The 13,048-nt window shown below is 55.8% G+C and carries 9 protein-coding genes and 1 pseudogene; 6 read left to right on the top strand and 4 right to left on the bottom strand.

Annotation, left to right across the window (positions count from 1 at the left end; translation table 11 throughout):
• The first annotated feature begins 198 nt into the window (after window positions 1-198).
• From GSQ82_RS09270 to GSQ82_RS09260, 3 genes and pseudogenes are all read left to right on the top strand, one after another.
• Window positions 199-3,453, top strand: coding sequence for a carboxypeptidase-like regulatory domain-containing protein (locus GSQ82_RS09270; RefSeq protein WP_158791978.1), 3,255 nt, complete (start codon window positions 199-201; stop codon window positions 3,451-3,453).
• A 425-nt stretch (window positions 3,454-3,878) separates the two neighbouring features.
• Window positions 3,879-4,841, top strand: a complete 963-nt coding sequence (locus tag GSQ82_RS09265) for a rhodanese-like domain-containing protein (protein ID WP_158791977.1) — start codon at window positions 3,879-3,881, stop codon at window positions 4,839-4,841.
• 36 nt (window positions 4,842-4,877) lie between these two features.
• Window positions 4,878-5,852: pseudogene (locus GSQ82_RS09260) on the top strand (APC family permease).
• Between the two features lie 169 nt (window positions 5,853-6,021).
• On the opposite strand, the gene GSQ82_RS09255 reads toward GSQ82_RS09260, so the two are convergent.
• Complete coding sequence (locus GSQ82_RS09255) at window positions 6,022-6,924, bottom strand: hypothetical protein (protein ID WP_158791976.1); 903 nt, start codon at window positions 6,922-6,924, stop codon at window positions 6,022-6,024.
• 549 nt (window positions 6,925-7,473) lie between these two features.
• Here GSQ82_RS09255 and GSQ82_RS09250 point away from each other — a divergent pair.
• From GSQ82_RS09250 to GSQ82_RS09240, 3 genes are all read left to right on the top strand, one after another.
• On the top strand, window positions 7,474-7,926 hold the full coding sequence (locus GSQ82_RS09250; RefSeq protein ID WP_158791975.1) for a DUF6152 family protein: 453 nt from the start codon (window positions 7,474-7,476) through the stop codon (window positions 7,924-7,926).
• A 33-nt stretch (window positions 7,927-7,959) separates the two neighbouring features.
• The gene (locus GSQ82_RS09245) at window positions 7,960-8,451 is read left to right on the top strand and encodes a DUF6644 family protein (protein WP_158791974.1); all 492 of its coding nucleotides are present in this window, start codon (window positions 7,960-7,962) and stop codon (window positions 8,449-8,451) included.
• An 82-nt stretch (window positions 8,452-8,533) separates the two neighbouring features.
• On the top strand, window positions 8,534-8,956 hold the full coding sequence (locus tag GSQ82_RS09240; RefSeq protein WP_158791973.1) for a DUF6644 family protein: 423 nt from the start codon (window positions 8,534-8,536) through the stop codon (window positions 8,954-8,956).
• Window positions 8,957-8,973: 17 nt separating this feature from the next.
• Here GSQ82_RS09240 and GSQ82_RS09235 read toward each other — a convergent pair whose 3' ends face one another.
• From GSQ82_RS09235 to GSQ82_RS09225, 3 genes are all read right to left on the bottom strand, one after another.
• On the bottom strand, window positions 8,974-9,552 hold the full coding sequence (locus GSQ82_RS09235) for a hypothetical protein (RefSeq protein WP_158791972.1): 579 nt from the start codon (window positions 9,550-9,552) through the stop codon (window positions 8,974-8,976).
• A gap of 242 nt (window positions 9,553-9,794) precedes the next feature.
• Window positions 9,795-11,201 carry a TlpA disulfide reductase family protein gene (locus GSQ82_RS09230; RefSeq protein WP_158791971.1) on the bottom strand — a complete coding sequence of 469 codons (1,407 nt, stop codon included), beginning with the start codon at window positions 11,199-11,201 and terminating at the stop codon, window positions 9,795-9,797.
• Between the two features lie 38 nt (window positions 11,202-11,239).
• Entirely contained in the window at window positions 11,240-12,688 is a 1,449-nt protein-coding gene (locus GSQ82_RS09225; protein ID WP_158791970.1) for a hypothetical protein, read from the bottom strand.
• Window positions 12,689-13,048 lie beyond the last annotated feature (360 nt).

Genomic DNA, 13,048 nt, shown 5'->3' with positions numbered 1-13,048 from the left:
AAAGTAATCATTCGAAATAAAAAGATATACCAGGCTCGTATATCCAGATTACCTTATTCCATTAAGTCATCAAGACATCTTTACGGAGGACGTACCCCAATGACAGTCGAGTCCGCACCAGGAATCAGCCATTCTCCATTCAGAACTCCCATGCGCTTTTGTCATACATGGGGGAGACTCTGCCTCTTTGCGTTTGTGTTGACCTGTTGTTCCCTGGGTACTGTCTTCGGACAAGGCACAAAAGGCAACATTACCGGCACGGTAACGGCAACCGACGGCGCTCTGGTACCGAACGCGACGGTCATCGTGACCGACGTGGGAACACACTTTACCCGAACGGTAACGACCGACGGTTCCGGCAATTACGTTGTGGCAGATCTGAACCCGGGCACCTATAGCGTGAAGATCGACGCTCCCGGCTTCTCGGAGCTCCAGAACAATGCCATCAACCTAACTGCACAGCAAACGCTTCGCATCGACGGTCACCTTGCCGTCGCCGGAGCCAATACCTCCGTTACGGTCACGTCCGGCGCCCCGGTCGTTAACCTGGAAATGCCCTCGATCGCCAGCACCGTCACCTCCGAGGCCCTGAACGACACCTCCTCGAACCTGCTGGGCACCTCCGACAGCACCGGTGACAGTGGCCTGCTCTTTTACACGACGCTGCTTCCGGGTGGTTCGCAGGCCGGCACTTTGTTCGACTGGTCGATGTACGGCTCACGCGGCAGTGAGGCTTACTACAACGTTGACGGTATCAGCTCGAATTCGGCGCTCTACGGCAACATGGTCGGTCCCTCGCTGCCTCCCTTCGGTATGGTGCAAGAGGTCGAGTACTCGGCCGTCAACAACAAGGCCGAGATGGGTCAGCTATTCAACATCAGTATGATCACCAAGTCCGGTACCAACGCCTATCACGGTGATGTGTTCGAGAACTACGGCACCGACGCACTGCAGGCACCCGGCTACTTCGCCGCCGGCAAGGTTGGTTCCTTCAGCCAGAATGACTTCGGTGCCAACCTCGGTGCTCCGATCATCCACGACAAACTCTTCTATTTCCTGTCGGCAGAGCTGCTGCGAGAGAACACGCCGATCTCCATCAATCCTTCGCTGCCCACGGCGGCCTTTGAGTCCGGTGACTTCAGTTCCCTGCCCACTCCGATCACGAATCCCTACGCAGGCGGCGCACCGTTCAACTACAACGGTCAATACAATCACATCGATCCGGCGCTGATCAGTAAGGCGTCACAGTATTGGCAGAATCTCTTCTACCCGACGTCGATTCTCGGACAGTCTGCACTTGGCCCCTACCCGCAGAACGTATACACAAATCGCTTCTACGGGCGTGTCGACTACAACCTTTCTCCTAAAAACACTTTGTTTGCACGCGTCGGTTATATCCGATCCTCTCCCGAGGTGCTCGACAGCGGCCTTCCGCCGAGTATTACCGGCTACCGTCAGCAGAAACGTCACACCTGGCAGGGCGTCATGGAAGACACCTGGATTATCACTCCTCACATGGTCAACGTGGCAAAGTTCGGACTCACCCACACCGAGAATCACTACGGCGGGGCCCTCCAGGGGCAGCCTCTGATCTCGGCCCTCGGTATCAACGGCTTTCCTGTCGTCTCCAACTCCTTCACCGGCATTCCTACGCTGTCGGTCTCCGGCTACACATCGCCCTCTCAACTTGCGGAGAGCCAGCCAACAGAGGAGACCTTCCAGTACATCGACCAACTGACCTACGAGCGTGGCAAACACTCCATCAAGGCCGGCGTAGAGTTCCGTCCCATGGAGGGCGATTCCTACTTCAACCCAACCTTCGGTTCCTTCTCCTACACCGCCCAGTTCACCGGCAACGCTTATGCGGATTTCCTGTTGGGTCTTCCAGGATCGACGTCCTACACCTACACGCGCACTCCCGAGTACGCGCGTTACTGGTATCTGAACTCCTTTGTCCAGGATGACTGGAAGGTGCGCAGGAATCTCACGCTCTTCCTCGGCGTGCGTTACGAGTACGACAGTCCCCCAGTCGACAAGAACGATATTGTCGCGTCGTTCGACCCCAGGACAGGTGCCATCGTTGTACCCAGCATTGCCATTGCCCAGGCGAACATCAACCCTGTCTTCCCATCCGAGATTCCGATTGAATCAGCGCAGACCGCAGGCGTACCCAGCCGTTCGTTCCGTTATGGATTCAAGCTCGCCGCCTATCCCCGGGTCGGCTTTGCGTGGCGGCCGTTCGATAACGACAAGACGGTTGTTCGCGGCGGCTACGGCATCTTCAACGACGAGATTAGCGCCTCGAACTTCAGCTATAACTACAACGGCCCGTTCGGCGTGAACGTTGCCTATACCAACGCATTTACGAACAACCAGCCGCTGATCAACTTCCAGAACCCCATCAACACCTCGGCTCAGGGAAGCCTCGCCGGCAACGTCAGCACGACGTACACCGACCCAAACTTCCGCAACCCATACGTGCAACAGTTCAACGTGACGGTCGAGCAGAACCTCGGCTTCAATACCGGTCTCCGCCTCTCCTACATTGGTACCCGCGCAGTGAAGCTCGGCTATGTCAACAACATCAGCCAGGTTGCACCCAGCACCGCACCTTTCAATCAAGCCAAAAGCCCGTACCCGCTGTTCTTCTCAGTTTATGAGTTCCAGAACGGTGGTTATGAGAACTACAATGCGCTCTCAACCGAGGTAACGCACAACTATCAGCACGGTCTGAGCTTCGACGTCTCGTTCACCTGGGCCAAAAACCTCACCGATGACGACGACCTCGATGCGAACGGTTTGGACGGTGGCGTTACGGCTGAGCAAACCGGCAACCTCTCCCGCCAGAAGGCAAACGCGAAGTACACACCGCGTCTCGACTTCACGGCCACGTCCGTATATCAGATACCCATTGGCAAAGACGGCTTCGTCCTCAACAACAACTCGCTGCTGGCGCGCATGCTCGGCGGCTGGAAGCTTAGCGGAACCTTCCTCGCAGTCTCCGGTGACTTCCTGACGCCCACATACGACGGTCTCAGCCAGTCGAACACCAGTCCCGTCTTCGGAACCAACGTTCCCAACCGCGTGCTGAAGTCCTTAACTCCCATTGGCAACCGTAGCATCTTCAACTGGTTCAATCCGGCCGCGTTCGCGGTCCCCGCCGCCGGCACCTTCGGCAGCGGAGCCTTCGGCACCATCGTAGGCCCCGGCTCAGAGACCCTCAACGCTGCTCTGTTCAAGTCCTTCCCCGTTTATCGTGAGCAGCATCTGGAGTTCCGCCTGAGCTTCACCAACGTTCTGAACCACCCGAACTTTGGCGATCCCAACGTGGACATCTCGGTTCCTCCTACCAACACCTTCCCGGGACAGGGCGTCAGCCAGATTTCGAGCACGACGGCGCGCAGCTTCGCCGGTCCGCGTTCAGGACTCTTCTCGGCACGCTACGTCTTCTAAAGCAGCGGCTTCAACCATGGTGGCGAGAGGCTTAGCTCTCGCCGCCATTTGTTTGCCAGAAATACTCTGGATCACAGCTCACCACCTGGTACTGTTCCGTAACTTCCGTCGAAGCGAGCAGTCTCATCCATATTGAAGGCCATGCACAGACCTAATTGTGCTCACAGGCATGCTGCCTTGGCAGATGCTCAAACATTGACCCGATTCTTCAGGTCATGCTAGCGTCAATTTATGGCGTTTTCCCTGCTTCATTGTTGTCGCTGCGACCTGCCCCTCGTTGGGTGAGCTGCGACATTCTCAGATCTTCCTAGAACGCCTTCTCCAAAGCTCATCTAAAACACTCCCTAGTTTATTAAGTGTATCCGTCAACAAGCTGGCATTCATGCCTGGGCTTGTTTGCGACGGTTCAGATCTGGAGAGGATCTATGCAACTCGGAACAGAGGAACGACTCGTACGTGACGCCAGAAGCACATTCACATCAGCGAAAAGCCAGCCCGGTGAGGTATCGAGAACGCCTGAGGAACTCGCCAACATCGTTTCCTTGTTTGCAATGTCGAATGGATGGATGGATCGGGTGCGGCTGCGCGTCGAACATCGCTGGTATGAGCGCCTATATCAAGGTCCGAACCACGACATTTGGGTGATCAGCTGGCTGCCAGGACAATCCACCGGCTTTCATGACCACGGGGCGTCCTCCGGAGCTTTCGTCGTAGCGACCGGGGCTCTTGAGGAGCACCGTCATGGTGAGCGCACCCTTGCGATACATCCGGGTAAGCCGCGCGCATTCGGTCCCAATTACGCGCATGACGTCCGTAACGCCTCTTTCGCGCCGGCCATTAGCATTCACGCATATTCGCCTCCGCTCAGCGAGATGAACGAATACGAGCTGGATGGAAGTCGATTGGTCTCGCGCGAACGAGCGTCTGAGCGGGCTGAGACGCTCGCTCAGGAGTGGAACGCGCAGAGGCGGAAACCTGCAAACCAGGCCGGTATCTTGAGCATTGAGCAGATGCTTTCAGCGGCACGCGCCCGACTGCACCGGCTATCCCCGGATGAGACCTATGATGCGGTGACCAAAACAGGAGCGATACTTGTCGATATTCGTCCGGAGGGCCAGCGTGCAATTGAGGGTTGCATTCCAGACGCGTTGATCGTCGAGCGTAACGTGCTCGAGTGGCGGTTCGACCCGACATCCAGCGCGCGGCTGCCGGTTGCCACCGATCATGACATCCAGGTAATCGTGTTCTGCTCCGAAGGCTATACCTCAAGCCTAGCGGCCGTAGCCCTGCAGAATCTTGGACTCTGGCGCGCGACGGATTTGATTGGTGGATTTCATGCATGGCGCGCGGCAGGTCTGCCTATTGTGCCGCCAAGCAAGGCTTCCTAGGCCTTTCCGCGGTTCGGCTTCTTTACCGAGTTCGCGATTGCCCATCTGCAGTGGGGGCAGCTGATTGCTATTGCAATAACGTGGCTCATCACTGCTCTCAACGTCCGCAGCGCACTGGAATCCGCGAACGTGCAACTTTCTCTCACATGGCTCAAAGGATTGCTAATCCTAACGATCGTGGGGTCCTGCTTCTTTGGTGTCGGCGGCCATGGCTCCTGGCATAACTTTCAAACCGGTTTTCCAAACGCACGGCCTGGATTTTCCGGGTTCATGGTAGCGCTGGTTGCGGCGCTCTGGGCGTACAACGGCTGGAACGATGTCAGTCAGTTGGCAGGCGAGGTCAAGAATCCGCAACGTAGTCTGCCGATCGCTCTGATCGGCGGGGTAGCGATCGTCGGCATGCTCTATATGCTTACGAACGCCGCGATCCAATATATTTTGCCGGCGTCTGCCATAGCGACCGCGGACCGTCCAGCGATTGATGCGATGCGAGTCGTTGCGGGCGGATACGGCTCACTGCTCGTCTCGATCGGTATGGCGGTCAGCATCGCCGCTTCCTTCGTCGGCTCAGCTCTCTAGGGCGCACGCATCCCGTTTGCCGCCGCTCGCGACGGTCTCATCTTCGAGAGGCTGGCTCATGTGCATCCCCGCTTCGGCACGCCTTCGACCGCGCTCATCCTGCAGTCTACAATCGCTTCGCTTCTGCTGCTATTCGTCGGCAGGTTTCAGGCTCTGTTCTCATTGGCCATCTTCTCCGAGTGGCTTGCCTATGGACTGACCGCAAGCACGATCTTCGTCTTCCGCCGCCGAGATGCCTCCAGGAAGCGTCCCTTTAGTGTTCCTGGCTATCCGGTCGTTCCGGTTCTCTTTATTGCGGCCGCCATTGTGCTTACAGTCTTCTCGATCGAAGACCAGCCGATCAATGCGCTCGGCGGAGTCGGAGTCATCCTGTGCGGAATTCCGGTTCACATCCTGTATCAACGATGGCGGGGCAGGCACCGGCATACTTAGAGTGAACCTCTTGCGGGTGATTTCCCTACGTTCCATGTAACCGAAGCCGCCCGTGCGGGTGCTGCACTCTGCGGTGAAGGCCCGAGCCATAGAAAATATTGCTTCTCTGGCACCTGAAGTCGTCCTTGCCTGGAGAGCGAATGCTTCAGGCGCCGTGCGGCCCCTACAATCAATTCGGAATTGAAGTCACTGCTGGGTGCTCCTTCGATGGTGGCGGAGGTAATGGAGTGAGCTTTTCATATCCGCGCTGCCCATCTGACCCTATGGGGCCCGGTCCAGGACCGAGATGCGGCGCATCCACATTGTCCTCGGAGCACGAGTATTCACGAACCTCATCACCGGGCTTGCCCAATAACCATGTACGTTGATAGTGAATTGGCTCCGTGTAGAACTTAGGGTCGGTTACAACCATGTCTACATGAAGATGCCCGATGTCGGGACGCGTCCAACGTTCGACGACATGCTGTTGGTCACTGTGCGGATTCGCATTCTCATCCGCCCATGTGCGCTTTTCCTTGAAGGCGACCGAATCGATGACAAATGTATCGCCGTCCCATGATCCGAGCTCTTCGCCGAAGAATGAAGGATCGGGATCCTCCGAGTGTTTTCGTCCGTCGAACGGCACGAGCCGGTAAGTCGTATACCAGTACAAGAAAACAGCGTGGTCAGCGCCCTGCAGCAATTGGAACGGGAGTCCGCTCGCGTTATGCCGCGGTAATCCACCAACAACGCAGAGAGCCTCTGGATCAATCGTATGTTCCACATTGTATTTCCGCGCTGCTTCGCCTGCCGCCGTAAATGGCAGCTTATAGCCTGGTATATCTTTGCCCAGGTTTCCGACAGGCTTATCCTTGCGAGACGGAATCCAATAGCCCGACAGATCGGGATGCTCCGCTAGACGAGGAGCCGGTCCTTTCGGCAAGTCCGCTTCGTTCCGCGAAAACGGAGAGTTCTCTCTGCCCGTCGCATCGACTGTTTTTTTCGCTGGTTCCTGCGCTGCGAGTGATCCTGCAAGGAATATGAAGGATAGCGTTCCCAATGCATAGTGACGAAGATGAAACTGAGTCTTCAACGAAGACCTCCTCTCGAAAGAAACTCGGCAGTAGCTGCAAATCTCGCCAACATGCCTGTCCGAGTTCAAATCTAAACGGCATACTGCTCTCACAACAGGAGCAGCAGTACGCGTCTAGCCAGATTGTTTGTGGGAAGATAGCCGGATGTCTGAACCCTTCAGGGCAGACGTTCGCCGGTTGCACTCAGCGCGAAGGGCGAGTACAACAACAACGCGAACCATAGAACATTGAATCGCTCGGCATTCGCATAAGATAGACCTAAGGCCGCCACGAGGTCAAGAATAACTCTCTTGACATGGCAGGCAGTGGAACTTACAGTTCACACATGGCTGACATTCAGGCATTGCTGTGTTGTTGCTACTCACTCCTCTCTTGAGTGGACGGTAGCCCAGCGTATGAAGCCATGAATGGAATCGACCCGACACTACCCCACAGCGTGTCGCAGGCTTAGATCTCCATCAGCAGAATTACACAAGGCCCGCTCCCTGTCTCGGAGCGGTTTTCTTTTCCGCTCATCTTTTCTATCCGTACAAATCACAGGAGCTGACATGAAGATCAGATTTGCGCTGCTGCTCGCAGGCGCCCTCGCACTCGGGTCAATACCGGCCTACGCCCACCACTCCTTCGCCGCCGAGTTCGACGGAAATAAGCCGGTCCGACTAGTCGGTAAAATCACCAGCGTTGAGTGGACCAACCCACATTCCTACTTCTATCTCGATGTCACCGACACAAAAGGAGTTACGACAAACTGGGGCTGCGAAGGCGCGGGCCCGGGGGCTCTGAGCCGCCGCGGATGGAAGAAGGGCGATCTGAAGATCGGTGACACTATTGTCGTCGATGGGTATCGTGCGAAAGATGGCTCCCATCTGATCGACGCGAGACGCGTCACCTTTCCCGATGGCCGCACGGTATATGGTGGCAGCCCCGGCGACGGCGGCCCCGGTGACAACGGAACCGATAAAGGGAATCTCCCCGGCACGGGAATGCCGACAACGAAGTAAGTAGATTCTGACGCCGCAAAGAGAACACTCACGATGCCACTGCTCCAACATGTCTGCCAGATCTTTTATGACTCTCGTATCGGAACGGCCATCCGTGAATCCGACTATGCCTTCTCAATTATCGAGTCGGTTCATGTTCTGGGCATCACACTGCTTTTTGGGACCATCGCGTTGCTTGATCTCCGTATGCTTGGTCTCGTGCTGCGCCCCATTCCCATTACCCGGATCGCGCGGGCTCTCTTTCCTCTCACCTGGTCCGGCTTCGCAGTAATGTTCGCAAGTGGTTTTTTGCTCTTCTGGGCGGAGGCAGCAAAGAACTATTCAAATCCTGCCTTCCGCGCCAAGCTGATCCTACTCGCGCTGGTCGGCATCAACCCACTCATCTTTCATACGACGATCTACCGGCGCGTCCACGAATGGGAGACCCTGGCGATTGCGCCCTGGCGTGCGCGAACGGCGGCCATTGCCTCTCTTACTCTCTGGAGCGGCGTCATCATCGCCGGTCGCGCGATCGCTTATTTTTAATCGAATCGAATCGAAAGGCACATAGTGTATGTCCCCACTCTTATGGTTCACGACTCTTGCTCATTCGGGCCTTGGCCATCTCATGCAAAATTCGAAGTGGGGTTTTGCCATCGTCGAGACCTTTCATCTGCTGGCGCTCGCCCTCCTCGGAGGGGTTGTTCTCATCGTCGATCTCCGTCTCCTCGGCATCATCCTCAAGCGCGAATCGGCTCGCGTCATCAGCCGCGATCTCAGTCGCATCCTTCTCGGAAGTCTTGTCGTCATGATTCTGTCTGGAATTGGTTTGCTCTCTGAAGAAGCGCTCAAGTGCTACTACAGTCCCGCATTTCGCTGGAAGATGGCTCTGCTTGCGGCGGCAGTTGCTTTCTACTTCACACTGCATCGCCGTGCGCTGTTGAAAACAGATACGGGGACACCAACTCTGTGGTCGCGCGCAACGGCCGTTATCTCTCTTACCCTTTGGCTTGGGGTAGGGGTGGCAGGCCGCGCTATCGGTCTGCTCTAGAAAGCAGTACCTTTGACTTAGTTGCTCCCTTGTCGTGCGATGCGGGAGCGTGGCTGAGCCGTTAGAGTTTCTTCATCAGGGGAATAGCACGGTTTGATGGTGCATGGCTTTTCGTTCGTCTTGGTGGTGCCAAGATAATTGTGGTTGAAGTCCGCCGCTCCGGGCACAAGATAGAACGTTACGTCCTGACCCTGAATTGATTCGTCGGTTGTTGGGAGGATTCGGGCCGGCTCGATCCCGTACCATCGCGTCAGATACCACTTGGTGTTGAGCGCCCTATAGGCTGCCAAATCTTCGAGGCGAACATCATAGCCGGTCTTGTCCTCGGTTTCACGCATCTTGCCATTCTTGTCGGCCGCGTAATCCTTTACCAGGTCTGCAACCCCCACCAGCACTAACTTGAGATCGGGTCTGCCTTTGAGTCTCTTTGCAGCCTCGTCAAGGCACGAAAGAGCACTCTCTTCTACCCGGGCCGGACGTCTCGGATTTTTGTCGAAATGGACAACGCAAATCTTGTCGACCTCGGGCGCTGTTGACCCTATCTGTCCGACTACGCCGTGTGGCGTGCCGAGAAGCATACCAAGAAAAATGCTCACGCATAACCCACGCTTTATTTCGAAGTTCACTTAAATCCAGGGTCCTTTCCGACGGCGACAGACTATCGATGTGCTCGCACACACGAAGGTCGATCAGGGAAACGCAAAATTGTTATTTATGTGTCTGCTCTGCTTACGAAGCGCCGAACAGTGCGTGAATATTCAACTGATTCAAACCACAACCTATCAGGATTGAGTCCTGATGGGTTGTGGTCCGAGCCTCCGTTCTGGTGATTTGCACCTCATTGCCCAGGCTTGACCGGCGCTGTCGTTGCTGTGGCCACGCTCTGACCAGCATTCTGTGCGAGAAGCTGCTCGATCTTTGCAGTGAACTCCTGCTGCAGCTCTTTGTTGAACTCAGCACTCGCGGGTGAAGCGAATCCGGAGTGAACTCCCTTTACGAGACCGTCCCGTCCAACGAAGATAGTTGCAGGCCATGTATTGAGGTTGACCAACTGCGGCACTTTCTCCCACATGTCGGAAGGCGCTCCGGCGATGAGGTACGTGTACTGCACCCCGTACTGCTTCACGAAAGCACGTTCGCGCTCCAGGCTTCCCTGCTGCTCCGGCTCCTCGAAGTCCAAAGCGACGATGGCCAGACCCTTATCGCGATACTTCTTGTCCAACTCTACGAGGTACTGCGCTTCGTCGTGGCAGTTTGGGCACCATGTACCGGTCACGATCGCGAGGACCACTTTGCCCTTGAAGCGAGGATCGTCGTTCGAAACCAGCTTCCCGTTTACGTCCGGGAAGTTGAAAGCAAACTTCTCATTCGGATCGCGAGCAGTAGTGTGTGTCTCATAGTTCTCAGGTTGTGGAAGTCCCTTGGCTTGCGCCACGTCCGCCCGGTAAGCAACCAGCTTGCTGGCATAACGGCTGTCGGCTGTGTCCTGAACATACGCCTTACTTGTGGCTGTAGCGCTCGTCGTCTGATAGGCTCCTGCATTGGCGCCTTCCTGAGCCGCTACGGTGCGAGGCCGCGCGCTGGCCTGAATGATCTCGAGAGTTCCGTCCTTCGCTTGAGACACCTCGATCACGCCCGGACGTGATCCATCGAAATGGCTGAGAACCCACTTCCCTTCTTTATAAGTACCGCTGTACGCCCCGGTGTCTCCGTCAACCCGGAGGATCGAGGCAGCGACATCCGCTCCATTCTGTTGCACGATAAACCGGAACGCCTTCTCGCCTTTGGCCGATGGGCTATCCAAGGGAATGATCCATGATCCCGCGATGGAGGGCACGTTGACAGCCGCGCTCTTGACATCTACATGGCGCGCAGCCTGAAATGCATATTCAGCCGCAGGTCCACGCGACTGTGACACGACGTTGCCAACGAGTTGACCGTCCTTCAGAGTTGCGGTGATCGTCGTAAGGTAGTGCTCGACATTCAGGACCAGTTTGCCGTCCTGAAATGTCGCGCTGGTGGTGCCGTCGTAAGGCTTGAAGCCATCATAGAAGACGCCTTTCAGAGTAGGACCCGATCCGGCGATATCCAGCCGGAATGGAATGACTGTTCCGTGGCTGGTGAGACTGGCGTCCCAGCGGCCATCGAGGGAATCTACCGCATTAGTGGTTTGCGCGACGGCTATCGACGCGCCAAGACTCGAAAGCAGAACTGCAAAACCTGCACTTCTTGATAATGCTCTCATTGCGTGGTTCCTTTCTGATTTGATTCCAGGTGAACTGCTTATCCTTGCCGGCTCTGGCGAGAATGTGTCTGTGCTAGATGAATGTGCATGTGGTTGGATTTCGCATACTCCCTCCATTCCTCGGGCAGACCAGCCTTGGTCGCTAGCAGAATTTCCAGGATCGCGTGACGATCCTCGTCTGACAGGCTGACAAAATCTGCACTTTTATCTTCTCCGGTCAAAATTTCGAGCAGGCGGTGGTACACATAGCCTTTGGCTGGCTCGGGCAAAGAGTCGAAGGAGTCCGAATAGATGAGGTAACTGCACGGGTACCGGAATGTCCGTGTCCGGAGGTCGAAGTCCCGAAGAGATCGGCCTTTGCGGTCCCGTATTCCTCGTAAAGCAAACTCCTTCGCAAAGGCCGAAGTTTTGTCGATGCTTTGTGCATTTGAGACGGACAGCGGGGCTTCATTTATGAAAAGCAGATAATGCAATAACTGCTCCGCTGGTCGCTCAAATTGTTGCCTATCGCTCTCCGATAGCGGCGTGTCCGCTGGCAGACCCGCACTCTTGTTGCGGTTGGCCGCCGCATAGAGTGCCAGCCTGGTCTTATAGTTCGTGAGCGTAATCAGGTTGTGCATTTGCGTCTGATGAGCGAGCACCAGATGCGCGACAATGTCGCTGTCAGATGTCAGATAGGCTGAAGCATCAAAGGGTCTCGAAAGAGAGATCAGTCTTTTGACCTCATCCTGCTGCGCATCTGCGGTCGATTGCTGATCCTCCACGACTGCATTGCCCATATGTGGCTGGCTACCCGCGTCGCCCGTGACGTACCATCCACCCCATCGATCTTTCAGTGGGCTTTCCTGGTCAGTAATGAACGACTTGCTGCTCGGGGCTTGTGTCCCTGTGGTCGTGGGATAGATGGACCTCAACAGTACGCCAGGCACGCCGCGCGTACCGGCGGCGATATGGCATTGCGTGCAGTCCAACTCTGCTCGCTGGAAGGTCGGATGGTCTACCTTGCGTTCATCGAGCAAGTAGAAGATCGCGCCTTGCATTGGATCAAAGGAAACGACCTCAATGGCCTTCCCTTCGTGGACCTTTCCGATATAGACATCGTCGTTAAAGTAGAGAGCTCGCGGATGGTCTGGAGAGATCTTCTTGTATTGGAAGCTTGTCTTCGAGAAGACGAGTGTCTGCGAATCAACGGGCACCTTCAGTAATCCCAGCACGGACTTGAGATAACCGTATTCGGGTTCGTACTGCAACGTTGCTTTTCCCCGATCGAGCAGGTGTTGCAGTTTGGCCACGGGATCGCTCAGGTCTTCGGATCGATAGTTGATCGGCGCATCGCTATAAGGGACATAACCCTGATTCCGCACGGCGATCTGTGCATGCGCGCGGAGGACAATCCATCCAATGGATGCAATCGCGGCTGCCGCAATCAACATTGAAACGGTTCCAGGACGACGAGTCACCGTCGGCACGGCGGGTTGCGTATTCATCGCTCCCGCTTGCGATCGCTGATCAGAACCGAGCAAAGGCTGAAGAGGAGAATCAGGAAAATCTATCCCTGGCCTAATTGAATTTGAAGATTTCACGGCTTTGAACCATCCCATGCGCTGAGGCGAGGGCTCAAAGTCCAAAAAAGGACGAAGCCCGCACCATCTAAACTCATCTGGCAGGCCTCAAGACGGATGCCGATCTCGCAATCGGTTGTCCCAACAAAAAACCCGCTCCAGCAGAGCTGGCAAGCGGGTTACCGACAACCGTATGGACCGTTAACGATCACATAGCAGTTAGAGGCATACACAAATCCCATTCGCCAGCAGCAATGTCTGACGAACAACAATACGTTCTGGGAA

Source organism: Granulicella sp. L60 (genome assembly GCF_009765825.1).
Taxonomy (GTDB): Bacteria; Acidobacteriota; Terriglobia; order Terriglobales; family Acidobacteriaceae; genus Edaphobacter.
Note: the sequence above shows the minus strand (reverse complement) of the source record. Positions and strands in the feature narration are given on the sequence as shown.

Excerpts from the sequence above, each read along its gene's own strand:
- GSQ82_RS09245 (WP_158791974.1), top strand. The coding sequence starts at position 7,960 with ATGCCACTGCTCCAACATGTCTGCCAGATCTTTTATGACTCTCGTATC.
- GSQ82_RS09230 (WP_158791971.1), bottom strand. The coding sequence starts at position 11,201 with ATGAGAGCATTATCAAGAAGTGCAGGTTTTGCAGTTCTGCTTTCGAGT.
- GSQ82_RS09265 (WP_158791977.1), top strand. The coding sequence starts at position 3,879 with ATGCAACTCGGAACAGAGGAACGACTCGTACGTGACGCCAGAAGCACA.
- GSQ82_RS09250 (WP_158791975.1), top strand. The coding sequence starts at position 7,474 with ATGAAGATCAGATTTGCGCTGCTGCTCGCAGGCGCCCTCGCACTCGGG.
- GSQ82_RS09240 (WP_158791973.1), top strand. The coding sequence starts at position 8,534 with ATGCAAAATTCGAAGTGGGGTTTTGCCATCGTCGAGACCTTTCATCTG.
- GSQ82_RS09225 (WP_158791970.1), bottom strand. The coding sequence starts at position 12,688 with ATGAATACGCAACCCGCCGTGCCGACGGTGACTCGTCGTCCTGGAACC.